At 34.2% G+C, this 25,442-nt stretch carries 22 protein-coding genes; 20 read left to right on the top strand and 2 right to left on the bottom strand.

The annotated features are described in order from the left end of the window. The first annotated feature begins 8 nt into the window (after positions 1-8). From U6A24_RS14220 to U6A24_RS14190, 7 genes are all read left to right on the top strand, one after another. Positions 9-947, top strand: coding sequence for a UDP-3-O-(3-hydroxymyristoyl)glucosamine N-acyltransferase (locus tag U6A24_RS14220; protein WP_324180657.1), 939 nt, complete (start codon positions 9-11; stop codon positions 945-947). Further along, entirely contained in the window at positions 940-1,347 is a 408-nt protein-coding gene (locus U6A24_RS14215) for a nuclear transport factor 2 family protein (protein WP_324180656.1), read from the top strand. The genes U6A24_RS14220 and U6A24_RS14215 overlap by 8 nt, the downstream gene beginning before the upstream one ends. 77 nt (positions 1,348-1,424) lie before the next feature. Then, positions 1,425-2,297 carry a succinate--CoA ligase subunit alpha gene (gene sucD, locus U6A24_RS14210; protein ID WP_324180655.1) on the top strand — a complete coding sequence of 291 codons (873 nt, stop codon included), beginning with the start codon at positions 1,425-1,427 and terminating at the stop codon, positions 2,295-2,297. A gap of 149 nt (positions 2,298-2,446) precedes the next feature. Further along, entirely contained in the window at positions 2,447-5,428 is a 2,982-nt protein-coding gene (locus U6A24_RS14205; RefSeq protein ID WP_324180654.1) for a M16 family metallopeptidase, read from the top strand. A gap of 120 nt (positions 5,429-5,548) precedes the next feature. Continuing rightward, positions 5,549-6,295 carry a 3-oxoacyl-[acyl-carrier-protein] reductase gene (gene fabG, locus U6A24_RS14200; RefSeq protein ID WP_324180653.1) on the top strand — a complete coding sequence of 249 codons (747 nt, stop codon included), beginning with the start codon at positions 5,549-5,551 and terminating at the stop codon, positions 6,293-6,295. A 144-nt stretch (positions 6,296-6,439) separates the two neighbouring features. Then, positions 6,440-8,470: a VWA domain-containing protein gene (locus U6A24_RS14195; protein ID WP_324180652.1), complete on the top strand. Its 2,031-nt coding sequence runs from the start codon at positions 6,440-6,442 to the stop codon at positions 8,468-8,470. 23 nt (positions 8,471-8,493) lie between these two features. Then, on the top strand, positions 8,494-9,309 hold the full coding sequence (locus U6A24_RS14190) for a prohibitin family protein (RefSeq protein ID WP_324180651.1): 816 nt from the start codon (positions 8,494-8,496) through the stop codon (positions 9,307-9,309). Positions 9,310-9,403: 94 nt separating this feature from the next. On the opposite strand, the gene U6A24_RS14185 is transcribed toward U6A24_RS14190, so the two are convergent. After that, a complete protein-coding gene (locus U6A24_RS14185) occupies positions 9,404-9,946 on the bottom strand; it encodes a hypothetical protein (RefSeq protein WP_324180650.1) in 543 nt (180 codons plus the stop codon). Positions 9,947-9,959: 13 nt separating this feature from the next. Then, positions 9,960-10,886 carry an OmpA family protein gene (locus U6A24_RS14180; protein WP_324180649.1) on the bottom strand — a complete coding sequence of 309 codons (927 nt, stop codon included), beginning with the start codon at positions 10,884-10,886 and terminating at the stop codon, positions 9,960-9,962. Positions 10,887-11,229: 343 nt separating this feature from the next. Between U6A24_RS14180 and hisG the strand changes: the two genes are divergently transcribed. The 13 genes from hisG to U6A24_RS14115 all read left to right on the top strand — a co-directional run bounded on the left by hisG (position 11,230) and on the right by U6A24_RS14115 (position 25,279). Continuing rightward, positions 11,230-12,087, top strand: a complete 858-nt coding sequence (hisG, locus tag U6A24_RS14175) for an ATP phosphoribosyltransferase (protein ID WP_324180648.1) — start codon at positions 11,230-11,232, stop codon at positions 12,085-12,087. 9 nt (positions 12,088-12,096) lie between these two features. After that, complete coding sequence (locus tag U6A24_RS14170; protein ID WP_324180647.1) at positions 12,097-12,516, top strand: GNAT family N-acetyltransferase; 420 nt, start codon at positions 12,097-12,099, stop codon at positions 12,514-12,516. Then, entirely contained in the window at positions 12,513-13,802 is a 1,290-nt protein-coding gene (gene hisD / locus U6A24_RS14165; protein ID WP_324180646.1) for a histidinol dehydrogenase, read from the top strand. Before U6A24_RS14170 ends, hisD begins: the two co-directional genes overlap by 4 nt. Continuing rightward, complete coding sequence (gene hisC, locus U6A24_RS14160; RefSeq protein WP_324180645.1) at positions 13,795-14,844, top strand: histidinol-phosphate transaminase; 1,050 nt, start codon at positions 13,795-13,797, stop codon at positions 14,842-14,844. The genes hisD and hisC overlap by 8 nt, the downstream gene beginning before the upstream one ends. A gap of 82 nt (positions 14,845-14,926) precedes the next feature. Beyond that, entirely contained in the window at positions 14,927-16,063 is a 1,137-nt protein-coding gene (gene hisB / locus U6A24_RS14155; protein WP_324180644.1) for a bifunctional histidinol-phosphatase/imidazoleglycerol-phosphate dehydratase HisB, read from the top strand. A 73-nt stretch (positions 16,064-16,136) separates the two neighbouring features. Continuing rightward, positions 16,137-16,730, top strand: coding sequence for an imidazole glycerol phosphate synthase subunit HisH (hisH, locus tag U6A24_RS14150; protein WP_324180643.1), 594 nt, complete (start codon positions 16,137-16,139; stop codon positions 16,728-16,730). A 16-nt stretch (positions 16,731-16,746) separates the two neighbouring features. Then, positions 16,747-17,475 carry a 1-(5-phosphoribosyl)-5-[(5-phosphoribosylamino)methylideneamino]imidazole-4-carboxamide isomerase gene (gene hisA / locus U6A24_RS14145; protein WP_324180642.1) on the top strand — a complete coding sequence of 243 codons (729 nt, stop codon included), beginning with the start codon at positions 16,747-16,749 and terminating at the stop codon, positions 17,473-17,475. 3 nt (positions 17,476-17,478) lie between these two features. Continuing rightward, entirely contained in the window at positions 17,479-17,997 is a 519-nt protein-coding gene (locus tag U6A24_RS14140; RefSeq protein ID WP_324180641.1) for a DUF1572 family protein, read from the top strand. Further along, complete coding sequence (gene hisF / locus U6A24_RS14135; RefSeq protein ID WP_324180640.1) at positions 17,997-18,752, top strand: imidazole glycerol phosphate synthase subunit HisF; 756 nt, start codon at positions 17,997-17,999, stop codon at positions 18,750-18,752. The genes U6A24_RS14140 and hisF overlap by 1 nt, the downstream gene beginning before the upstream one ends. 12 nt (positions 18,753-18,764) lie before the next feature. Next, the gene (hisIE, locus tag U6A24_RS14130) at positions 18,765-19,361 is read left to right on the top strand and encodes a bifunctional phosphoribosyl-AMP cyclohydrolase/phosphoribosyl-ATP diphosphatase HisIE (protein ID WP_324180639.1); all 597 of its coding nucleotides are present in this window, start codon (positions 18,765-18,767) and stop codon (positions 19,359-19,361) included. Between the two features lie 92 nt (positions 19,362-19,453). Continuing rightward, complete coding sequence (locus U6A24_RS14125) at positions 19,454-22,255, top strand: gliding motility-associated C-terminal domain-containing protein (protein WP_324180638.1); 2,802 nt, start codon at positions 19,454-19,456, stop codon at positions 22,253-22,255. A gap of 3 nt (positions 22,256-22,258) precedes the next feature. Beyond that, positions 22,259-23,176 carry a PorP/SprF family type IX secretion system membrane protein gene (locus U6A24_RS14120; RefSeq protein WP_324180637.1) on the top strand — a complete coding sequence of 306 codons (918 nt, stop codon included), beginning with the start codon at positions 22,259-22,261 and terminating at the stop codon, positions 23,174-23,176. Continuing rightward, positions 23,177-25,279 carry an OmpA family protein gene (locus U6A24_RS14115; RefSeq protein WP_324180636.1) on the top strand — a complete coding sequence of 701 codons (2,103 nt, stop codon included), beginning with the start codon at positions 23,177-23,179 and terminating at the stop codon, positions 25,277-25,279. Positions 25,280-25,442: the final 163 nt, after the last annotated feature.

The following is a 25,442-nucleotide window of genomic DNA, read 5'->3' as shown; positions in this document are numbered from 1 at the left end:
CTTGTATAATGAAATTTCCTCAAGCGCATACTTTACAGCAAATTGCCACAATTATTTCTTCAGAATATGTTGGGGATCCTGATTTCCCGGTTTTGGGAATGAATGAGATTCATGTAGTCACTCCTGGAGATATTGTTTTTGTTGATCATCCAAAGTATTATGATAAGGCACTTAATAGTGCTGCTACAGTCGTATTAATTAATAAAAATGTAGATTGCCCAGAAGGTAAAGCACTATTAATTTCTGATGATCCTTTTCGAGATTTTAATAAACTTACAGACTATTTTAGACCTTTCCAAAAGGCGAGTGCAATAGTTTCGCCTACTGCAAAAATTGGAAAAGAAACCGTTGTGCAACCAGGTGTTTTTATTGGAAACAACGTGGTTATTGGTGATAATTGCCTCATTCACGCCAATGTAAGTGTTTATGATAATACTATTATAGGTAACAATGTGACTATACACTCGGGGACTGTTTTAGGAGGTGATGCTTTTTATTATAAAAATAGACCCGAAGGTTTTGATAAGCTCATCTCTGGTGGTAGAGTGGTTATCGAAGATAATGTAGACCTAGGTGCATTATGTACCATTGATAAAGGAGTAACCGGTGATACCATTATAAAAGAAGGCACTAAAATCGATAATCAAGTGCATATAGGACATGATACGGTAATTGGTAAAAAATGCCTTATTGCTTCACAGGTCGGAATTGCTGGATGTGTAGTTGTCGAAGACGAAGTAACTATGTGGGGGCAAGTTGGTGTAACCAGTGCTATTACTATTGGTGCCAAAGCAGTTATTTCCGCTCAATCGGGAGTAAGTAAATCTTTAGATGCAAACAAGAGTTATTTTGGTACTCCTGCAGATGATTTTAGAAAAAAGTATAAAGAAATTGCGGCAATCAGACAGATTCCGGATTTAATAGAAAAATTGAAAAAGAATGAGTAATACAGCAAAGGATGTAGTAAGATCCTTTTATGAAACAGATTTAATACACAACTCTGAAGCTTTTTCAGAATATTTACATCCTGAAATTGAATTGTACTGGAACAGTAGCTTTGGTTTTACTAAAAAAGGTTTTGAAGATATTAAAACCATGTTTAGCGATATGGCACAATCGTTTGAAACCTTTAGATGCGAAATTAGCCATTTAATTGCAGAGGGAAATCAAGTGACCATACGATATACCTATTTTGCCAATACAATTGAAAACCCCGAAAAAGATGAGGCCATTGCACATTTTATTACAATTTGGGAACTTAAAGAGAGTAAACTTTATAAGGGATATCAAATAAGTCAACAAGGAGATAACACTCCAGAAAGTATGAAATCATTTATTTCAAAATAATTAAATTTTCATTTTAACGATAGTGATCAAAAGCTTACTTTTGGAACTTCAAAAGAAATTAAAAAAATCATAACGCAATGAGTGTTTTAGTTAATAAAGATTCAAAGATTATTGTTCAAGGTTTTACAGGTAGTGAAGGAACCTTCCATGCAGGTCAAATGATTGAATATGGTACAAATATAGTTGGAGGAGTAACTCCAGGAAAAGGAGGGCAAACCCATCTAGATAAACCTGTTTTTAATACAGTTGAAGATGCTGTACGAGAAGTAGGTGCAGATACAACAATTATCTTTGTGCCACCAGCCTTTGCAGCAGATGCTATTATGGAAGCTGCAGATGCCGGAATCAAAGTTATTATAACAATTACTGAAGGTATTCCTGTCGCAGATATGATTACTGCTTCAAATTATATAAAAGAAAAAGGATGTAGACTTATCGGACCTAACTGTCCGGGAGTTATTACTCCGGGAGAAGCAAAAGTAGGTATTATGCCAGGTTTTGTATTCAAAAAAGGAAAAGTAGGTATCGTTTCAAAATCTGGGACACTTACCTATGAAGCTGCTGATCAAGTGGTTAAACAAGGTTTAGGGATTACAACAGCAATTGGAATTGGTGGAGATCCTATCATTGGAACAACTACCAAAGAAGCAGTTGAATTGTTGGTTAATGATCCTGAAACTGAGTGCGTTGTGATGATTGGTGAGATAGGAGGGCAGTTGGAAGCTGATGCTGCCAAATGGATCAAAGAAAGTGGAACTTCTAAACCTATAGTAGGCTTCATTGCAGGAGAAACAGCACCAGCAGGACGAACTATGGGGCATGCAGGTGCTATTGTAGGAGGAAGCGAAGATACTGCAGCTGCCAAAAAAGCAATTATGAGGGAATGTGGAATTCATGTGGTAGATTCTCCAGCCGAAATAGGTAAAAAAGTTGCCGAAGTAATGGCATAGCCTTTTACTTTATAATAATATCCAGAGCCTTTTAGTATTACATTGAAAGGCTCTTCTTTTTTATAATATTTGCAGAATTTATCAATATTATAACGGAATTGGCTATTTTGCGTCCTTTAGAGTATTGTAAATAAAAACGAAATCAATCTATGAAGATTTTCAACTCAATTTTACTATTGCTAATTATTACAACATTAGGTAGTTGTAAAAATACATCCTCAGAAACAAATCCATCAAATAAAATTAAAACCGAAAAGCATACGGATGCTCAAGGGTTTAATTATGAGACGATAACTAACGACCCTACTGGCCTTAGGTTATATACTTTGAATAATGGTTTAAAGGTGTATCTTTCTAAAAATGAAGAAGAACCAAAAATACAAACCTATATAGCGGTTCGTGCAGGTTCGAATTATGATCCTAAAGAGTCTACTGGTCTTGCGCACTATTTAGAGCATATGGTATTTAAAGGTACCGATGAAATAGGGACTCAAGATTTTGAAAAAGAAAAAGTGCTTTTGCAAGAAATTTCGAATTTGTACGAAGAACATAAAAAAGAATCTGATCCTGAAAAAAAGAAAGAAATTTATAAAAAGATTGACCAAGTTTCACAAGAAGCTTCAAAGATATCGATATCCAATGAGTATGATAAAATGATTAGTTCCTTGGGGGCGCAAGGAACCAATGCTCATACATGGTATGAAGAAACTGTATATAAAAATAAAATTCCAGTAAACGAATTAGATAAATGGTTAAAGGTCGAAAGTGAACGCTTCAGCCAATTGGTACTTCGTCTTTTCCATACAGAGTTAGAAGTGGTTTATGAGGAGTTCAATAGAACTCAGGATAATGATTTCAGAAAATTGTATTCTGCAATGCTTGAAGGGTTGTTTCCGAATCATCCATATGGACAACAAAGAACAATTGGAACTTCAGACCATTTAAAAAACCCTTCAATGGTAGAAATTCATAATTATTTCGACAAGTATTACGTTCCTGGTAATATGGCTGTTGTACTTGTTGGTGATATTGATTTTGATGACACTATTAGCAAGGTTAATGATGCTTTTGGGCATTATGAAAATAAGGAAGTGCTGCATCCGGCATTACCAAAAGAACAACCAATCGAAAGTCCAATAATTAAAGAAGTATATGGACCAACAGCAGAAAGTGTTGCGATTGCTTATAGATCGGCTGGTATTGGTACCAAAGAGGAGAAGTTGTTAACAATGGCAGATATGATTCTTACCAACGGAAAAGCAGGATTAATAGATTTAAATCTAAATCAAAAACAAGCTGTACAAAATGCAGGGTGTTCTCCTACGTTTCAAAATGATTATGGATTTCATAGATTTTCGGGAACTCCAAAAAATGGACAAACGCTTGATGAAGTTAAAGATTTGATTCTTGAAGAAATCGAAAAACTTAAAAGAGGAGAGTTTGAAGAATGGATGATTTCTGCAGTTGTCAATGATTTAAAATTAACGCAAACAAGGCAATACGAAAATAATACCGCTTTGGCTTCTGCTTATTACAATGCTTTTATCCATCGCCAAAATTGGGAGGATAGAATTAAGTTTCTTGATGATTTGAAAAAAATCACCAAACAAGAATTAGTGGATTTCGCTAATTCCTTTTATAAAAACAATTATGTAGTTGTTTATAAAAGAAAAGGAGAAGACAAAAATGTGGTTAAGGTACAAAATCCTGGTATTACGCCGGTTGAGCTTAATAGAGATAAACAGTCAGAGTTTTTTAAAGAGTTTTCTAACCTGAAGACACAACCACTAAAACCTAAGTTTGTTGATTACAAATCTGCGATCAAAGAAACTAAAATGGATAATGGTCTTAAGGTTTCGTATATTGAAAACCCAAATAACGATCTTTTTAGTTTGAATATTATTCTTGATATGGGTAAGGATAATGATCGCAACGCCACTTTGGCTGCAGGGTATTTAGATTATTTAGGAACTGATAAGTATACACCAGAAGAGTTAAGAAAAGAGTTTTATAAATTGGGAATTAATTACAGTGTAAGTGCGGGGTCAGATATTACATTTGTAGGGATTTCTGGACTAAAAGAAAATCTTGATGCAGGGTTAAGTTTATTAGAACATCTTTGGAGCAATGCCGTACCTGACCTGGAAACCTATAATAAATATGTTGATAAAATTGCAAAAGCTCGTCAAGATAACAAAACGCAAAAAGGGACTATTCTTTGGGAAGGTTTACTTAGTTATGGAATGTATGGCGAAAACTCTCCATTGCGGAATATCTATACCATAGAAGAGTTACAGCGAGTGGATCCAGCAGAATTGGTTAATAAAATAAAAGAGCTTAAGAATTTTAAACATCGAATTTTTTACTACGGAAAAGATGTAGAGGCAGCAGTAGCTTCGTTAAACAAAAATCACCTGATTAATAACGAATTGGCCGATTATCCCGAAGCTACATCCTATTTGCAAAAAGAAACAGGAGGAAATGTATATTTTGTAGATTATGATATGGTGCAAAGTGAAATGATATTCTTGGCAAAAGGTTCTCAATTTGATCCAAAGAAAATGGCGGCTTCACGATTGTTTAATACATATTTTGGAAGTGGATTGTCATCAATAGTGTTCCAGGAAATAAGAGAATCAAAGTCGTTGGCATATTCTGCGTTTTCTGCATATTCGACAGCGGCCAAAAAAGAAGAGGCGAACTATGTCTATGCATATCTAGGCACACAGGCCAATAAAATGCCAGAAGCGGTGGATGCAATGATGGATTTGATGACCAATATGCCTGAAGCAGAAAGACAATTTAATTCGGCTAAAGAAGCTACGCTAAAGAAAATAGCTGCGCAAAGAATTACAAAGTCAAACATCTTTTGGACATATGAAGGTCTTAAGAAAAGAGGAATTGATTATGATAATCGTGAAGAAATGTATAACACGATTAAAAATATGACACTAGCAGATCTTAAGAAATTCTTTAACGAGAATATCAGTGGAGAGACGTATAATGTACTTATAGTAGGAAATAAAAAGGATATAGATATGATGGCATTATCAAAATTAGGTGAGGTGCAAGAGATGGATATTGATTTTCTTTTCAATTATGAAAAGAAAAACGAGGATATAAAACTATAAATTCTATAAAATGAATTCTTTATAAACCCTGTGAGAAATCACAGGGTTTATTGTTGCCTACCTGTTTGTAATTCTTATATTTGAAATTACAATAGATAACACAAAAAAATAATTGATCTAATGAATCTCTTACAAGGTAAAACAGCCATTATCACAGGGGCAACTCGTGGAATAGGAAAAGGTATAGCAGAAGTTTTTGCGCAAAACGGAGCAAATGTAGCTTTTACATATAGCTCTTCTGTTGAAGCAGCAGAAAAACTGGAAAAGGAACTAAATGATCTTGGTATTAAAGCAAAAGGTTATCAAAGTAATGCGGCTAGTTTTGATCAAGCTCAAGAACTTGTAAAAGACGTATTGGATACTTTTGGTAGCATTGATATTCTTGTGAATAATGCTGGAATAACCAAAGACAATCTTTTAATGCGAATGGGAGAAGAAGATTTTGATAAGGTTATTGAGGTTAATTTAAAAAGTGTATTTAATATGACTAAAGCTGTTCAACGTACAATGTTGAAACAGCGTAAAGGCAGCATAATTAATATGAGCTCTGTAGTTGGAGTGAAAGGAAATGCCGGGCAAGCAAATTATGCAGCTTCGAAAGCTGGTATTATTGGTTTTTCAAAATCTGTAGCTCTCGAACTTGGCTCAAGAAATATTAGAAGTAATGTTGTAGCTCCTGGTTTTATCGAAACCGAAATGACAGGAAAACTTGATGAAAAAGTTGTTGAAGGATGGCGTAATGCAATTCCGTTAAAAAGAGGAGGTACGCCAGAAGATATTGCAAATGCCTGTTTATTTTTGGCTTCTGATCTAAGTGCGTATGTAACTGGCCAGGTTATTAATGTTGATGGAGGAATGTTGACCTAATTTTTGAATTGCGATTTTCGATTTAGAGATGGTTTATTTGAAGTTTTTGGTATATTTTAACGTAAACATTTTTAAATTTTTTGCAGTGTAACTAGTTTTATGGTTTACTTTGAAGTACCTATAATCGTTTCGTAATCACAATACATGCAAACAGAAACAATTTTATTGATCATTGCAGCTTTTATAATCTCATTAATTATAGCACTATATCAATATTTCTATAAAGCAAAGAAGAGGCAAAAAAAACACCTCTTCTTTGCTTTTTTGCGTTTCCTTAGCGTTTTTGCATTATTGGTATTATTAATAAACCCATCATTTAAGAAAAATACATATTATGAAGAAAAGCCTAATCTGATTATTGCTGTTGATAACTCTTCATCTATACGTCATCTTAAACAAGATCAAAATGTTTCTCAATTTATTAATCGTATTCAACAGGATAATAACCTGAAGGATCGATACAATATCTCTTACTATTCTTTTGCTGAGGGACTAACGGATTCTTTAAACCTCTCTTTTAACCAAAGACAAACCAATATATCAAAAGCATTAGAAGATCTGGATCAGGTTTATAAGAATTCTACGGCCCCAACTATATTGCTGTCTGATGGCAATCAAACCTATGGCAAAGATTATCAATTTAGTAGCAATAGTTATAAACAAGCAGTATTCCCAGTTATTTTGGGAGATACTATTCAAGTTGTCGACACCAAAATTGAACAGTTAAATGTCAACAGATATGCGTATTTAAAGAATAGATTCCCTATTGAGGTAATACTTACATATTCTGGAGATCAAAACGTTCGAACAAGATTTGAAGTAACATCTGGGAATGCGGTCCTTTATACTAAAGAGATAGTTTTTTCTGAAGAGCAAAATTCTTCTGTCATTAATTTTACCCTGCCAGCAAACAATGTTGGAGTTCTTCAATACAGGGCTAGATTGGTTCCCTTAAGTAATGAAAAAAACAAAGTCAATAATACCAAAACGTTTGCTGTTGAAGTTATAGATCAAAAGACAAATATATTGTTGGTAAGTGATATAATTCATCCCGATTTGGGAGCTATTAAGAAAAGTGTCGAAAGTAATGAAAGAAGAAGTTTGGTAATTGCCAAACCGTCTAATGTTAAGGATCTTGATGAATACCAAATGATTATTATCTACCAACCCAATTCAAGATTTAGAGGGCTTTATGAACAATTAAATACCTTACAAAAGAATTATTTCACTATTGCAGGAGCAAAAACCGATTGGGTTTTTCTTAATCGGGTACAAAAAAAATACACACAAGAAATAACCCGACAAACCGAATACTACATCCCCAGATTTAATCCAAACTACAATGCTTTTTTGTTTGAGGATATTGGGTTTCAAAATTACCCTCCTTTAATTGGCGCTTTTGGCGAGGTGAGAATGAACGTAAATTACGACCCCTTACTTTATCGCACAATAAGTAATATAGAGACCGAAGAACCATTTCTCGTTACTATAGAACAAGAGGGGGTGCGAGAGGCCCTCTTACTGGGTGAGGGATTATGGCGTTGGAGAGCTCAAAATTATCTTGATGCAAAGAATTTTGAAAATTTCGATGATTTTTTCGGAAAAATCATACAGTACTTGGCATCTAGCAAACGAAAAAGCAGGCTTAATACTGTTTCTGAATCTTTTTATTATGGAAACTCTAATATCAAGATTAGTGCAGAGTATTTTACAAAAAACTATGAATTCGATAGAAGGGGAAACCTTAGAATATCAATTAGGAATAAAAATACTGAAGCGATCCAAACGATTCCAATGATATTGAAGAATAACTCCTATGAAGTTGATTTGAGCAATCTCACTCCTGGGGATTATGACTATACAGTCAGTGTTATTGACGAAAATATATCAAAATCTGGAAGCTTCAGTGTGTTGGAATATGATGTTGAGCAACAATTTCTTAATGCAGATGTAACAAAACTCAAAAGGGTAGCTACTAATACAAATGGGAAGTATTATTATATAAATCAAATAGACTCGTTAATTAACAATCTATTGACAGATCAACGATACCAAGTTATACAAAAAAGCAAGGAAAATGTAGTATCTTTAATAGACTGGAAATATCTTCTGGGAATCGTTATTTTACTATTGGCTATAGAATGGTTTGCCAGAAAATATAATGGGCTAATTTAAAATTAAAAACTCAAATTATTATTATGGAAAAATTACCAAAAATAGGATTGCCAATTTTAATTCTTATTATTATTGCAATTGTCTTTATTTCAAAATCTACCGTTACCATTGGTTCAGGAGAGGCAGGTGTACTGTATAGAACTTTTGGAGGCGGAGTGGTAACCGATAAACCGCCGTTGGGAGAAGGTTTTCATTTGGTGGCACCATGGAATAAGGTGATTGTTTATGAAGTAAGACAGCAAGAAGTGTTTGAAAAAATGCAAGTACTTTCTTCAAACGGTTTGGAGATCAAACTAGATGCTTCGGCATGGTTTCAACCTGATTACGCCAAGTTAGGATTATTGCATCAGCAAAAAGGAGAGAATTATGTAGCTAGAGTGTTGTTGCCAACCATACGTTCTGCAGCTCGTAGTGTAGTGGGTAGGTATACACCAGAACAGCTATATTCTAGTAAAAGAGATGCAATTCAAAAAGAAATATTTGAAGAAACCAAAAAGATTGTTGAAAACCAATTTATACAACTTAATGAGGTTTTGGTAAGAGATGTTACTCTTCCTCCAACAATTAAAGAAGCTATTGAAAGAAAATTAAGGCAAGAACAAGAAGCGCTAGAATACGAATTTAGGTTAGAAAAAGCCAGAAAAGAGGCAGAAAGACAAAAGATTGATGCCGAAGGTAAGGCAACAGCAAATAAAATACTTAATGAGTCTTTGACGGATAAAATTTTAAAAGAAAAAGGAATTCAGGCAACATTGGAGTTATCAAAGTCTCCAAATGCAAAGGTAGTAGTTGTAGGGTCTGGAAAAGATGGAATGCCTTTGATTTTAGGTAATCAGTAAGATTACTTTTAAGGTTAAATACTATAAAAAACGATCATTTGTGATATTGTTACAAATGATCGTTTTTTTAGAAAAATGTTTTTACATTAGTTTATTACTTTTTCAATTTACTAGCTTGTTTGGTCCAGTTATCTCGTTCGATCCTACCTGGAAAAAACTTAATTAAAGCTGTTACGGTATCAATGTCTTCCTTTGTAAACCTGCTTATTTGGTCAAATGTATAAATTCCGATTCCGTTTAACTTTTCTTCAATAAAGGGACCAATTCCGCTTATTAATTTTAAATCATCTTTTTCAGAGGCGTCTGCCTTACCAAAACTATCGAAATTAAGTTTTGGAGGGTCTTTTGTTTCTTCGTTACCATTGGTAACTGCCACGCCACCATGATCTCTGGTTTTGATGGCCTTAATCTCGTTATCGGTATTAGAATCATCCGAAACTTTGGGTGTTGAAAAAGTTGAGTTGGCTTTTGTATTTGTCATGTTTCTAAGCTTTGTGTTTTGCCTTTCACATTCTTCGAGCTTAGATTTATATTTATTTTTGAGTGCCCATCGTGATAAAAACCATCCTAGTAAAAAAGCTAGAATTAATAATAGTAATAGACACCACCAATTTGCTTCGTTTAAAAAATCTAACATAGTTGTAGTTTATTTAGTTTACAGTTATTTCTATTCTTCTGTTTTTTGCCTTATTTTCCTCGGTATCATTAGGGACTATAGGAGAGGATTCACCTTTTGAGGAGGCTATTATTTTATCTCCTTCAATTCCTTGAGAGATAAGGTATTTTTTTACATTATTAGCTCTTTCTTGTCCAAACCATAAATTGGCTTCCTCGTCACCAACATCATCAGTATGACCAATGATTTGTATTTTTTTATTTGGATATTTACTCAAGTAATTCTTGAGCTCTAATACGTAGTTAACCAATTGAGGATCTGGTTTGAATGTTTTTTGCGCAAAATTTGAATAAAGAGTTCTATAGGCAACGCTTTTTTCTATTTCGGCAATCCGGGAAGTGTCTAAAGTGTTGAAATTTAGCAATATACCCCCTTCGTAAATTCCATTTTCTTTATAACTATAATCAATAAGTTTGGGTTCTGTCACTATGCGATTGGGATTAATTCCTGCTTTAACAAGGATGTCTTTAATAAAGTTCGCCCTAGATAAACCGTATTCTGATTTGTCCTGTCGTTCAGAATAATTTTCATAACCTTGAATAACTAGTTCTTGATCTTGATTTTTGCCAAGGTAGTCAACAATTTGATTTTCAAAGCCTATTAATGAGCTTGGTATTAGAACATCACCATTAGAGTTGTTGATTTGAAGATTATCTGAATAAGAGAATAACTCTTGATCATTTTTGTCTTTTACGAATAAGCCAACAATGTTTTCACGAATACTGACAATGCTATCTTCATAGGCTTTTTTTGACAGAGCTTCTGTATTAGAATCTTTCTCTTCTTCAACAATAGTTGGATCTTTATCGGTGCTTTTTGCACACCAATCGCAGGAATAATACCACCATATTCCTAACCATGCAAACAGTAAAAAAATAAGTAGTGAGATGAAGTTTTTCATATAGTATTGATTAGTGTTAGTTACTTAAAGTTATGAAAATCATTTATAATCAAGCTATTAAGAACTCCAAATTCATAAAATTTATTTAAGAAAAAAGATTAATTGCAAAAAAGTAAGTTGAAATGCTTTTTGAAAAAAATAATTTTTATAAATTCGCAAAGTATTTAAAACGACAATGAGAAATTTACTTATACATCATCACCATTCTTACATTTTCGCTCAGGCGTGGTAGGTATGGTATGTGTATAATACAACTATAAATGATAACCCGTTTGAGAAGTTCAAACGGGTTTTTTGTTTCAAAATGGCTCGTTAACCAATCAAACACAACAACGAAAACAACATGTCAAAAATTAAAATTGCTATCCAAAAAAGTGGCCGACTTAATGAAGATTCGGTCAAGATTTTGAAAGATTGTGGTATTTCTATTGATAACGGGAAAGACCAGCTAAAGGCGCAAACTCGCAACTTTCCTATGGAAGTTATGTTTTTACGAAATGGTGATATTCCACAGTATTTAAGGGATGGAGTGGTAGATATCGCAATTATTGGAGAAAATGTTCTTATCGAAAAAGGGAAAGACATCTCTATTGCCGAGCGTCTTAACTTTTCTAAATGTAAAGTTTCTCTGGCGGTACCAAAAGATTTTCAATATAATTCTATAGAAGATCTCGACGGTAAAAAAATAGCGACATCTTACCCAAATACGGTTAATGAATATTTGGGTAAAAAAGGGGTTAAGGCGGAGTTACACCAAATATCAGGATCCGTAGAAATAGCGCCGAATATTGGATTGGCAGATGCAATTTGCGATATAGTCTCTAGTGGTAGTACATTGTTTAAAAATAACCTTAAGGAAGTTGAAGTAATGCTTACTTCAGAAGCAGTATTGGCGGTTTCTCCAAAAATATCAGATGAAAATAAGAGGCTTTTAGAAAAACTACAGTTTAGAATTCAAGCAGTTTTAAAGGCGCGTAACTCTAAATATGTTTTACTTAATGCTCCCAACAATAAAATAGAAGATATCGTTAAAATCTTACCAGGAATGCGAAGCCCAACTGTATTACCACTGGCAGAAAAGGGATGGAGTTCTATTCATACTGTTGTGGAAAAGAATAAATTCTGGGAGATTTTGGATGAATTGAAAGCCGAAGGAGCAGAAGGTATCTTGGTGTGTCCAATTGAGAAAATGGTACTTTAAATTTTTGTTATGTATTCGATTCAATTAATACCTAAAGAAAAATTAGAGATTATCTTGCCATTTCTAAAGTTGTTAAGCCCCAAGAGATCTATTAAAACTTTACATGAGCGATTAATAGAGATGATCTCGGAAAAGTATGAATGCGTTGGTGTTTATGATCAAGATAAACTAATTGGGATTTCAGGAATGTGGTTTTTAACCAAATATTATATAGGAAAGCATATAGAACCCGATAACGTTTTTATTCTTCCAGAATATCAGGGAAAGGGAGTAGGAAAACTTTTGATGAATTGGATTTTCGAATATGCAAAATCAAAAGGTTGTAAAGCTTCAGAATTGAACTGTTATATAAATAATAAGAAGGGACAGAAGTTTTGGGAGAATCAAGGTTATGAACTTATTGCTTATCACTATCAAAAGAAAATATGAACAAAATATACAATCCAAATAGAAAAGACTGGTCAAAATTGCTAGAACGACCCACGAAGACTGTTGAAGATATAGAGGCTACGGTGCTTACCGTTTTTGATGAAGTAAAATTAGAAGGTGATAAGGCAATCAGCAGATATACACAAAGATTTGATCAAGTTGAACTGAAAGAGGTTATGGTCTCTTCCTCAGAAATTGAAGAAGCAAAGCTATTGGTGAGCAATGAGCTTAAGAATGCTATCAAAGTAGCCAAGTCAAATATTGAAAAATTTCATGCAGCACAAAAAACAGAAAAAGTTTCTATTGAAACTGTAGATGGAGTTTCATGTTGGCAGGAGAAAAGACCTATTCAAAAGGTAGGACTTTATATACCTGGTGGTACGGCACCTTTGTTTTCTTCAATTTTAATGTTGGCAATACCTGCAAATTTAGCTGGTTGTAAAGAAGTTGTATTATGCTCACCACCTAATAAAGAGGGCAAAATAAACCCGGCTATTCTATATACAGCAGACCTTTGTGGTGTAACCAAGATTTGTAAAGTTGGTGGTATCCAGGCAATTGCCGCCATGACTTTTGGTACCGAAAGTATTCCTCAGGTTTATAAAATATTTGGTCCGGGAAATCAATTCGTCACTGTAGCAAAACAATTGGCAACCAAGTTTGGTGTAGCAATTGATATGCCTGCTGGTCCCAGTGAATTGTTAGTGGTTGCAGATGATACCGCTAATCCTGGTTTTGTAGCTTCAGATCTGTTGAGTCAGGCAGAACATGGTAAAGATAGTCAGGTTATTTTGATTACTACTTCAAAGGGAATAATTGAAAAAGTAGAGCAAGAAGTTGAACAACAACTTTTGGACTTGCCAAGAAAAGAAATTGCAGAAGCTGCCATAAAAAATTCAAAGCTTATCTATGTCGAAAATGATCAAGAAGCTTTAGATATTATTAATGAATACGGACCAGAACATTTCATTGTTTGTATAAAAAATGAAGAGTATTATGTAGAAAATATAGTAAACGCAGGATCTGTTTTTATAGGAAATTATACACCTGAAAGTGCCGGTGATTATGCATCGGGTACAAATCATACATTACCTACAAATGGATATGCCAAGCAATATAGTGGAGTAAACCTGGATAGCTTTATGAAATCAATGACATTTCAAAAAATATCTAAAAAAGGAATCAAAAGTATAGGTAATGCTATCGAACTTATGGCTGAAGCCGAAGGACTACAGGCTCATAAAAATGCAGTAACATTACGATTAGAAAGTTTAAAGGATGAATAATACACAGTTCGATATAAGACAATTGGTTAGGGATAATGTGTTAGACCTAAAACCATACTCCTCTGCAAGAGATGAGTATGTAAGCGATGGGACAAAAATGATTTTTCTGGATGCCAATGAAAATCCATTCGAAAATGGAGTGAATAGGTATCCCGATCCGCAGCAAAGAAGTCTTAAACAGATTTTGGCAGAGCAAAAAGAAATTTCAACAAAAAATATCTTGTTGGGAAATGGTAGCGACGAAGTGCTGGACCTAATCTTTAGAGCTTTTTGTGAACCTAAAATTGATAATATTATTACGCTGCCACCAACGTATGGGATGTACAAAGTGTTGGCCAACATCAATAATATTGAAGAAAAAGAAGTGCTTCTTTTGGAGGATTTTCAACCTGATGTTGAACAAATTCTTGATGCCGTAAATCCAAATACGAAAACCATTTTTCTTTGTTCTCCTAATAATCCAACGGGTAATTCCTTTTCAGAAAGTAGTATAGTACAAATTCTTGAAAGTTTTAATGGTTTGGTAGTAATCGACGAAGCTTATATTGATTTTTCTGAAAAGGAAAGCTGGTTGAAGAAAATCAATGATTACCCCAATCTTCTGGTTACGCAAACTTTATCCAAAGCCTATGGTCTTGCAGGAATACGTTTAGGTATTTGTTATGCTTCAGAAGATGTAATTAATATTTTAAACAAAATCAAACCTCCTTACAATGTTAATGAGCTTACACAGTTAAAGGCGCTAGAGCGTGTTCTTAATCAGGACCAGGTAAAATTAGAAATTTCTAAAATCCTAACAGAGCGAGAAAACCTTAACACTGTTTTAAAGGAAATCCCTTTTGTAGAAGAGGTCTATAAAAGTGATGCTAATTTTATTTTGGCAAAGGTAGATGATGCAAATAAACGATATACACAATTATTAGATATGGGTATCGTAATTCGCAATCGTACAACACAACCTTTATGTAAAAATACACTTAGGTTTACGGTAGGTACAGAAGCCGAGAATAAAAAGTTAATAGAAGTTTTAATACGATTATAATTGTCATTCCGGACTTGATCCGGAACCCAAAAAAAAAAGTTTAATTTAATAAGATTTCAGCCTTCGCTGGAATGACAGAATAATGAAAAAGAAAGTATTATTTATAGATCGAGATGGAACGATCATAAAAGAAACAGTAGACGAACAGATAGATGCATTCGAAAAAATGATATTTTATCCTAAAGCATTTACATATTTAGGAAAAATAGCCCAAGAATTGGATTACGAATTAGTAATGATTACCAACCAGGACGGGTTGGGTACGGATTCTTTTCCCGAAGATACCTTTTGGCCAGTTCATAATTTTATAATAAAATCTTTTGAGAACGAAGGAGTTGTTTTTGATAAAGTGTTTTTGGACAGAACATTTCCACATGAAAATGCTAATACCCGAAAACCAGGTACAGGATTATTAACCGAATATTTTTCTGATGAATATGATCTCGAAAATTCATTCGTAATCGGAGATCGTTTGACTGATATGGAACTTGCCAAAAATCTTGGATCCCAAGGGATTTTTATTAACGATAATACAAATCTGGGTACGGGCGAAATTACGATCAAAACAGAAGAGTTAAACGGTCATATTGCTTTAGAGAGTAATGATTGGCAAAAAATATACGAGTTTTTAAAACTAAAGGATCGCGTTGCCGAAATTTCAAGAAAAACAAATGAAACTAATATTTATATCAAATTAAATCTAGACGGTACAGGTAAAAGTAATATTAGTACCGGATTGGAATTTTTTGATCATATGTTAGATCAAATTGCTCGCCATGGACAGATGGATCTTGATATCGAGGTAAAAGGTGATTTAGAGGTTGATGAACATCATACTATAGAGGACACTGCCATAGCTCTAGGAGAGGTGTTTGCAAAAGCCCTGGATAACAAATTGGGAATAGAACGATATGGCTTTTGCCTTCCTATGGATGATTGCCTGGCACAGGTGGCAATTGATTTTGGAGGAAGAAATTGGCTGGTTTGGGAAGCAGAGTTTAATAGAGAGATGATTGGGAAAATGCCTACTGAAATGTTTTTTCATTTCTTTAAATCATTTACAGATGGAGCCAAAGCAAACCTGAATATTAAAGCCGAAGGAACCAATGAACATCATAAGATTGAAGCGATCTTCAAAGCATTTGCAAAAGCAATCAAAGTAGCAGTAAAACGCGATCCCGAGAAAATGATTTTACCAAGTACAAAAGGAATGCTTTAACTAATTATGAATTTAGAAGAATGAATTACGAATAATTACTTTGTAATTCTGAAATCGTAAATCTGAAATCAAAGTGAAAATAGTCATTATCAATTACGGAGCCGGAAATATTCAATCCATCAAGTTTGCTATACAACGTTTGGGGTATGAAGCAATTTTAAGTAATGATCCAGAAGAAATCATAACTGCCGATAAAGTAATATTTCCAGGAGTAGGAGAGGCGAGTAGTGCAATGAAAAAACTTAAAGAATCGGGATTGGATACCTTGGTTCCAAAGTTAAAACAACCTGTTTTAGGAATTTGTTTGGGAATGCAACTCATGTGCAATTATACAGAAGAAGGCAACACTACAGGTCTAGGTATTTTTGATGTAGAAGTGGTACGCTTTAATCATGGCGTAAAAGTTCCTCAAATAGGTTGGAATCAAATAGAATCGTTGAAATCACAATTGTTTAACGGTGTCAATGAAAAAGAATATATCTATTTGGTGCATAGTTATTATGCGACCGTAACAAGAGAAACTGTAGCGCAATCTAGTTACGGCGTAACCTATAGTACAGCATTACATAAGGATAACTTTTACGGAACTCAGTTTCACCCCGAGAAGTCATCAGACGTGGGAGAAAAAATACTAAGTAACTTTTTGAATCTACCAACTAACAACTAATAACTATCAACTAAGCATGAGAATAATACCAGCCATAGATGTCATAGAAGGGAAATGTGTTCGTTTGTCCAAAGGGGATTACGATACAAAAAAAATATATAATGAAAATCCGCTAGAAGTGGCTAAAGAATTTGAAGATCACGGAATTCAATATCTACACTTGGTGGACCTGGATGGGGCAAAGTCTAAGCATATTGTGAACCACAAGATTTTAGAACAAATAGCTTCACAAACTAATCTAAAAATTGATTTTGGAGGAGGACTAAAAAGCGATGAAGATTTGCGAATTGCTTTTGAAAGTGGGGCCAATCAGATTACCGGAGGAAGTATTGCAGTAAAAGATCCAGAAACTTTTATTTCATGGATACAAAAGTATGGTTCAGACAAAATAATTCTTGGAGCAGATGCAAATAATGAGAAAATTGCAGTAAGTGGTTGGCAAGAAGAAAGTGACAAAGAACTGATTCCGTTTATACAGGACTATCAGAGAAAAGGTATTTCTTATGTGATTTGTACAGATATTAGTAAGGATGGGATGCTACAAGGGCCATCTTTTGATTTATACCGAAGAGTTTTATCTGAAACAACAGACTTAAAATTGATAGCATCGGGAGGGATATCTACTTTTGATGAATTACCGAAGCTGGAAGAATTAGGCTGTGAAGGAACAATAATCGGAAAAGCTATTTATGAAAATAGAATTAGTTTAAAACAGCTAGAAAACTATATACTTAAAATCTTATAAATAATGACAGAAGAAATAGCTAACGAGTTTAAGGAACAAATTATTTATCGGCTTGATGAAAGTACCAGGATGGTAACGCTAAGTTTGGATCAACTTTTAGAAAATGATATTTGGAAAAGACCTAATCAAAGTTCGAATAGTGTAGGAAATCTAATCGTACATCTTTGTGGTAATATAACACAATATGCTATTTCATCTTTGGGAGAAAATGAAGATAAACGAAAACGTGATGAAGAATTCGCTGTAGACGATGCATTAAGTAAAACCGAACTCTTGAATAAACTAAAGCTCACTGTGGAAAAAGCCAAGAAAATAATCAAAAAGATTTCTGTTGAAGAGTTAATGCGAAAGAGAGAGGTGCAAGGATTTAGATTTTCGGGTATAGGAATAGCAATTCACATAACAGAACATTATTCATATCACACGGGACAAATTGCATTTTGGACAAAACAATTAAAGGATAAGAAAAGTTTAGGATTCTATGATGGAATCGATTTAAACATTAAAAACGAAAACAAGTAATGTTAACAAAAAGAATAGTGCCCTGCCTGGATATCAAGAATGGACGCACAGTAAAAGGAGTAAATTTCGTTGATTTAAGAGATGCTGGTGATCCGGTAGAGCTGGCCGATATCTACTCCAAAGCCGGAGCAGATGAATTGGTTTTTTTGGATATTTCGGCTACTGAAGAAAGACGAAAAACACTAGCAAATCTTGTACTTCGAGTGGCCGAAAAAGTAAATATACCTTTCACAGTTGGAGGTGGTATCTCTTCTGTAGAGGATGTTGATATACTTTTGCAAAATGGCGCAGATAAAGTTTCAGTAAATTCATCTGCCGTAAAGAATCCGCAATTAATAAACGATTTGGCCGCAAAATTTGGAAGTCAATGCATTACCGTTGCTATTGATGCAAAACAAATAGACGGGGAGTGGAAAGTACATTTAGTAGGTGGTAAAGTGCCTACCGAACTTAATTTATTCGAATGGGCAAAAGAAGTAGAAGAGCGTGGAGCAGGAGAAATTCTTTTTACTTCTATGGATCATGATGGTACCAAGGATGGTTTTGCGAATAAAGCGTTGGCCAGATTGTCAAAAGAACTTAATATTCCTATTATCGCTTCAGGTGGTGCCGGAGATGTAAAGCATTTTGTAGATACGTTCAAAGATGGAAAAGCAGATGCGGCATTGGCTGCAAGTGTTTTTCATTTTAAAGAAATAGAAATTAATGATTTAAAAAAAGAGTTAAGGAATAATAATATTCCGGTACGATTATAGATAAGGATAAAAATGAAAATAGACTTCAATAAAAATGGAGATGGCCTTGTCCCTGCAATTGTTCAGGATGCCAATACAAAAAATGTTCTAATGCTTGGATACATGAATCAAGAAGCATATGATAAAACCCTACAGACCAAAAACGTTACTTTTTACAGTCGGTCCAAGCAAAGATTATGGACAAAGGGAGAGGAAAGTGGTAACTTTCTGAATCTAGTGGATATCAAAAATGATTGCGATAAAGATACGCTTTTGATTTCGGTAAATCCCGTGGGTCCTACTTGTCATACAGGATCCGATACTTGTTGGAATGAGAAAAATGAACAGTCTTTCGGTTTTTTATCAGAATTAGAAAATGTTATCAAAAATCGTAAAGAGAACCAAAATGACGAAAAATCGTATGTTGCATCCTTATTTCGAAAGGGAATTAACAAAGTAGCCCAAAAAGTGGGAGAAGAAGCAGTAGAAGTTGTAATAGAAGCAAAAGATGATAATGAAGAGTTATTTCTAAATGAAAGCGCAGATCTATTATTTCATTATTTAATACTACTACAAGCAAAAGGGTATACACTTAACAACATTGTAGAGGTTTTAAAATCAAGATCTTAAAAAAACATTGACTTTTCAACTAAATCTTTAGTGGAAAGTAGGTGTGGTTTTAAATGAATTTTATATTTTCGCTATTCTAAAACCAATAAATTTTGAAAATAAGGCTTAATCGGCTAGGGATTTTGGGGAATGAACTAGCTATTTCACTTATTATTCTCTTTTCTTTTTTTAACTCGCATGCTCAATGTGATTTGGGAACATTTGTTGTTGAGCAATGCGACATGGAAAATGTAGATTTTGATAGTGATACCAATCCAGATGGAATAATAAATCTTTATGCAGAATCAGGTATAGTAGCACAGGTAGGAGATGAGTGGGAGTCGGTAGGAACCGAACCTGCATCTTTTGCTTTGGATCCTACTTCTGGTAATTTGCGATTGTGGAAGCTAAGAAATGCTTCTAATCAATATCTTTTTGAACTAAGAAATAGTTCTTGTACAACCCGAAGAGCTTTTGTTAATCTCGTTTTAGGTCCTTATGCAGGAGTACCAGCCACAACTGGTTTTTTTCCGGTTTGTGATGAAAACGATGAGTGTGCCGATGGAATTGAGGTAGACATTGATTTGTTTGATACATTAGAATCTAGAGAGGGGGAAGCATTGCCTCATCTTAACGGAGTTTGGCAGTATACAGGAAGCCTGCCAATGACCGATTATATATTAGAAGGTTCTATTTTTGGAGCAACAATTGAAAATAACGGAGGTTTCCCTATAGATAGTGAAGATTTTACATTTACCTATACAGTTGGAGGAGTAGGAACATGTGCAACAGAGTCTGTAGATGTTAAAATTACATTGGTAAGGCCTGTTTTTGCAGGATTTCCATCAGAGTATAATATTTGTGAAAGTGATATTGACACTTGGGACAGAACAATTAATCTTAGGGATGATGAATACCTTTTACAAGAAGATTCCGATGGTGAATGGACTGTTGATAATGACCAGATTACTAGTGCTTCAGATTCTGAAATAAACCTTAAGGATGTGTATGATGCATTTTTGGCATCTCCATCGTACTTTCGTGGATTCGGGTGTGTGTCTTTTTCATATACGTATACTGTTACCAGTAGATCTCCTATTTGTCCCGATTCTCAGGCAACAATTGTATTTAGAATTTTTGAGGAGTTAAGACAATTTACACAACCTGATTCGCCTGAAGAAATTTGTCCAGCAACAGATTCAAGGCAAGAGTTAGATTTATTTTCTTTAATTGAGTTTCAGCCAGGTTTTGAATACCGTGATGGGCTTGAGGATGAGGATTTTGTTTTTTGGACTTTTGAAAGTGGTCCGGCTGGTGGAACAGATTTAAACTTGCAAGAGAATTTAGACAATGGATCCCCTTCTGAAAAACATAAAGGTACAATTGATATAGGTAGTGCAATACCAGGTAGATATCAATTTAGATATACTGTAGTTCCTAATACATTGTGCACTGCATTTGGAGATGAGGTTATCTACGGTGGAGATATTTGTAGTCCCAGTATTCGATCTTTTAATCCTTGTTCATTAGTTTCTACTATAGTAACCATAGATGTTTTAGAGTTTGATTATGCAGGAGAAAATACTTCGGGAATTAACCTTTGTGAAACCGAAGGAGATGGGCAAATAAGTCTTCGAGGTTTATTAAATAGTAATGGAAATACTATTGTTGAAGGGGTTTGGACAGATAATAATAATGGAAATGTAGTAGTTGGTGATAATCTCGACATCTCTAACATTGCGGGTAGTTCACAAGACTTTCAATTTACACATACGACTTCTAATGCATCTGGTTGTCCTGATATTGCGGTGTTAGAGTTTACAGTATTCCGCGAGCCTAATGCCGGAGAAGATGCCACAGTTTCTGTATGTACCGATGATCTTAGGGTCACGTTGTTTGAAGCGTTGGGAGGAAACCCAGATGATACCGGAACGTGGTTTGGTCCTTTTGGATATGTTACAACTGATAATGTAGGGGAGTTCAATCCCGATGATGATACGCTTCCTATTTTAGGACCCGGGGAATATGTGTATAATGTTCCTGGGAATGAGGGTTGTCTTACTGCCAACCAAGCCGTTGTTACTATTATTTTGGTTGATCCCGTAGAAACAGGTGAAAATATCAATGAAACATATTGTAAACAAGATGGTAGGGTGAATTTGTTTTCGCTTTTGAACAGAGACACTCCTCGCACAGGAGTTTTTGAGGATACCGATAATACAGGTGCGCTATCTGCAGAAGGTGTTCTGGAGTTTGAAACATTAACAAACGAAATTTATAATTTCAGATATGTTTTGGCAAATGCGGCACCCTGCGATGAATCCTCTCTTACTGTATCGATTCAGATTATAGATTTACCAGAACCCAATGTTCCTGATCAAGAGTTTTGTATTCTCGATGCAGCCAGATTAGAGGATATAGAAGTTGATGTGTTAAACTATAATTGGTACAACACTTTGGAAAGCGAAACTTCAATTGTAGACAATCCACTACTTCAAGATAATCAAGTGTTTTATATCGCTACTGTAGATGCAGATGGCTGCGAGTCAGAACGAGTGCAAGTTTCGATAAACATTCTTAATACAGGAGAAAGATCCTCAGCAGGACAAATATGTACCCTGGATTTTCAGGATGGTATTTCACCAAATGGAGATAATCAAAACGATACATTTGATTTGTTTATAGAAGGGGTGTATAATATTCCTGATGCCTTTCCTGATTTTGAATTAAAAATTTACAATCGATATGGTAGCCCTGTATATGAAGGTAATGTGAATACCGAAGAGTTTAGAGGAGAAAGCAATACATCGGTACGATTAGGAGATGACCTCCCTTCGGGAACTTATTATTACATCTTCACACCAAATTTTGAAAATAATTTACCAATACAAGGTAGTTTTTACTTAAGCAGATAAACCATGAAGTTAAATTTAATCTTTATAATTACCATAGTTTTCTGCTCGGTAACATTTGCACAGCAGGAACCACAATATTCTCAATATATGTATAACATGAGCACGGTTAACCCTGCATATGCCACAGGTCAAAGAGGGTTAATTTCTACGGGGCTTTTGTATAGACAGCAGTGGACCGGGATAGAAGGAGGTCCAAGAACAGCTAATGTTTTTGGTAATATTCCGGTAAGTGAAAATATAGAACTCAGTGTTAACTATATAAATGATAGAATAGGAGACGCCATTCCTGTAAACAATGATTACTTTAATATAGACTTTGCATATGTTACAAGAATTTCAGATCGTGCAAGGTTATCTTATGGTTTAAAAGCGGGTATCAATAGTTTTAAAATTGACCCTTCTGGATCAAATGTGGCCAATGATCCAGCATTTTCTGATAATACCGCGACAACACAATTAAATATTGGTGCTGGTGTATATTTGTTTACAAGCAATTTTTATGCGGGTGTTTCTTCACCTAATCTATTGCCAAGTGATGTAGATCTTGATGGTATTGGTGTTTCTGAAGCCAAAACACATTTATATGGTATTGCTGGATATGTCTTTGATTTTATCGATGAGGTACGATTAAAACCGTCGGTGGCTCTTAAACAAGTGATTGATTCTCCATTAACTTTTGATGTTTCTCTTAATTCACTTATTTACGATAAATTCGAGTTAGGAGTGTCTTATAGATATACAGACTCTTTTATAGCTCTGGCGGGGTTTAGTATCACGCAAAGCCTTAAAGTGGGGTACTCTTATGATTTTAGTGTGAGTGACCTTAGCGGGTATAACAATGGAAGTCATGAAATTGTATTGTTGTACAACTTTGATCTTTTAAAATTTGGTAATAAACATACTTCTCCAAGATTTTTCTAAATGGTAAAAACAAAATTAATACTGGTATTACTGTTAGTAACACAGATGGCCTTTTCTCAAAAGAAAAGTAGAGCAGCTCGTTTTTTTGAACAAGGAGATTATATAAATGCAGCATTGCAATATGAAGAAGATTTAAATAGAGAAGGGTATTCAAAAGAAATCTTAGAGAATATAACTACTTCATACTACAATACATTTCAATTTAGAAAGGCATATAGATATCTTAAGTATTTAACATCGGGTAAATTTTATAATCGAGATAAATCATATGATAATCGCTATAATTTTATGATGTATCAAGTGCTTTCTGCTTTGGGAGAATACGAAAAGTCTATAGAATTTTTGACACTGTATTCTTTAAATGACTCTGAAGAAGATTTTAGTAAGGTAGAAGCTATAGAGATTATTGAAGATTTTAAATTAAAAGATGATGATTATACTATAGCCAAAGTAGAATTTAACTCTGATGCTTCAGAGTTTGGGGCCATAAAAAGAGATAGTGTAGTTTATTTTACTACAGATAGAAGTCCTCATAGCCCATTAGATAAGGATTACAAATGGACACATCGTCCTTTTTTGGATATTTATAAAATTACAGTCGATAGAAACAATAATCCGGTTTCGGATATTGAAATCATTTCTAAAGAAATAAACTCTAAACTTCATGAAGGTAATTTCTGTTTTACCCAAGATGGAAACACTATATATCTGTCAAAAAGTAATTCCGAAAAGGGTAAAAAGAAATTTGACAGTATCAAAAACAACGCAATACATCTATATAAGGCAACCAAAGTAGATGGAGTTTGGACCGAGCCAAAAAAACTAGAGTTTAATAATATAAACTATTCTATCGAACACCCATCGCTGTCAAGTGATGGAGCTAAACTCTATTTTGCCTCGAATATGCCAGGAGGATATGGTGATTTTGATATTTATTATGTTGATGTAAACCTCGATGGTACTTATGGGAAACCGATTAACCTGGGAGCAACGATAAACACAAAAAACAGAGAGCAATTTCCATATATTTCAGAAGAGGGACACTTGTTTTTTTCATCAAATGGCCATTTGGGATTAGGAATGTTGGATGTTTTTGTGTCAGAATTAAGAAGAGGAGAGTTTACACGTCCCATAAATCTAGGAGCGCCTATAAATTCAAGTTTTGATGATTTTTCGTTTTCATATTATAATAAAACAGATGGATTCTTTGCCTCTAATCGTAAAAATGTTGGCGATGATATCTATTCGTTTTCTCAAATTGGAGAGATTTTCCCAAGAGAATATATAACAAGATTCGAAGTAAGAGATTTTGCTAGTGATAGTTATATAGTTAATTCAGATGTTGTTTTGTACAACAATGACAATAACGTTGTCTATGAAAGTCAGTTAGATTCAATAGCAGGATTTGATATTAAATTATTTCCTGGTAAATATAATTTTAAAGCAGCTGCAGAGGGTTACAAAACCAAAACAAAACCAATTGCCGTAAAAGAAAAAGACCAGGCAGTATATGTGATCTATTTAGATCGAGAAAAAAGGAAAGAACAAGATGTTGTTACAAATGACTCTAATGATAGTGAAACGAATAGAGTAACAGATAGTAGTAATGTAACCGACGAGACTAACATTACAAACATTTATACCGAAACAAATAAGAAGAAGGAAGAAGAAATTACCAAAACCAAACTGAGGGAAATTCTTATTGCTGATAAAGATGGGCCGCCGGTAATAGAAAAAAACGGAAAACTTTATTTTGAAATGCCACCTATATATTTTGATTATGATAAGTGGAACATACGTGCCGATTCTAAAAAAGTGTTGGACGAATTGGCTGTTAAGTTAGAAAAGTATAAAACGGTTTATATCAAAATAAGCTCGCATACAGACAGTAGAGGAACCGATTCATATAACCAGGTATTATCTGAAAGAAGAGCAGAATCTACTCGTAATTACCTGGCTTTGATTGGTTATGTAAATGCACGTAGAATGCAGTTTGTAGGATTCGGGGAATCACAACCTCTTATCAATTGCGGTGATAAGGTATGTACCGAAGAAGAGCACCAAACCAATAGGAGAAGTGAGTTTGAAATTATAAAGTTTTAATACTACGTAAACTTTTGTTTTCTAATAAATTAAATTGTACTTTTGCACTCCTTTTTAGCGAGTAAGAGAATCTAAAAAGGATAAAAGTATATTTTAATTTTAACGCTTCTGTATAATTTTTGCTTTGATTCTCAATAATATACAGGATACAAATTTTATCTTC

Source organism: Aquimarina gracilis (genome assembly GCF_035285365.1).
Taxonomy (GTDB): domain Bacteria; phylum Bacteroidota; class Bacteroidia; order Flavobacteriales; family Flavobacteriaceae; genus Aquimarina; species Aquimarina gracilis.
The sequence above is the reverse complement of the archived record's forward strand: the minus strand, read 5'-3'. Positions and strand labels throughout refer to the sequence as shown.

Bases quoted from the DNA above. Each gene is read 5' to 3' on its own strand.
- U6A24_RS14220 (WP_324180657.1), top strand. From the start codon at position 9: ATGAAATTTCCTCAAGCGCATACTTTACAGCAAATTGCCACAATTATT.
- U6A24_RS14215 (WP_324180656.1), top strand. From the start codon at position 940: ATGAGTAATACAGCAAAGGATGTAGTAAGATCCTTTTATGAAACAGAT.
- sucD (WP_324180655.1), top strand. From the start codon at position 1,425: ATGAGTGTTTTAGTTAATAAAGATTCAAAGATTATTGTTCAAGGTTTT.
- U6A24_RS14205 (WP_324180654.1), top strand. From the start codon at position 2,447: ATGAAGATTTTCAACTCAATTTTACTATTGCTAATTATTACAACATTA.
- fabG (WP_324180653.1), top strand. From the start codon at position 5,549: ATGAATCTCTTACAAGGTAAAACAGCCATTATCACAGGGGCAACTCGT.
- U6A24_RS14195 (WP_324180652.1), top strand. From the start codon at position 6,440: ATGCAAACAGAAACAATTTTATTGATCATTGCAGCTTTTATAATCTCA.
- U6A24_RS14190 (WP_324180651.1), top strand. From the start codon at position 8,494: ATGGAAAAATTACCAAAAATAGGATTGCCAATTTTAATTCTTATTATT.
- U6A24_RS14185 (WP_324180650.1), bottom strand. From the start codon at position 9,946: ATGTTAGATTTTTTAAACGAAGCAAATTGGTGGTGTCTATTACTATTA.
- U6A24_RS14180 (WP_324180649.1), bottom strand. From the start codon at position 10,886: ATGAAAAACTTCATCTCACTACTTATTTTTTTACTGTTTGCATGGTTA.
- hisG (WP_324180648.1), top strand. From the start codon at position 11,230: ATGTCAAAAATTAAAATTGCTATCCAAAAAAGTGGCCGACTTAATGAA.
- U6A24_RS14170 (WP_324180647.1), top strand. From the start codon at position 12,097: ATGTATTCGATTCAATTAATACCTAAAGAAAAATTAGAGATTATCTTG.
- hisD (WP_324180646.1), top strand. From the start codon at position 12,513: ATGAACAAAATATACAATCCAAATAGAAAAGACTGGTCAAAATTGCTA.
- hisC (WP_324180645.1), top strand. From the start codon at position 13,795: ATGAATAATACACAGTTCGATATAAGACAATTGGTTAGGGATAATGTG.
- hisB (WP_324180644.1), top strand. From the start codon at position 14,927: ATGAAAAAGAAAGTATTATTTATAGATCGAGATGGAACGATCATAAAA.
- hisA (WP_324180642.1), top strand. From the start codon at position 16,747: ATGAGAATAATACCAGCCATAGATGTCATAGAAGGGAAATGTGTTCGT.
- U6A24_RS14140 (WP_324180641.1), top strand. From the start codon at position 17,479: ATGACAGAAGAAATAGCTAACGAGTTTAAGGAACAAATTATTTATCGG.
- hisF (WP_324180640.1), top strand. From the start codon at position 17,997: ATGTTAACAAAAAGAATAGTGCCCTGCCTGGATATCAAGAATGGACGC.
- hisIE (WP_324180639.1), top strand. From the start codon at position 18,765: ATGAAAATAGACTTCAATAAAAATGGAGATGGCCTTGTCCCTGCAATT.
- U6A24_RS14120 (WP_324180637.1), top strand. From the start codon at position 22,259: ATGAAGTTAAATTTAATCTTTATAATTACCATAGTTTTCTGCTCGGTA.
- U6A24_RS14115 (WP_324180636.1), top strand. From the start codon at position 23,177: ATGGTAAAAACAAAATTAATACTGGTATTACTGTTAGTAACACAGATG.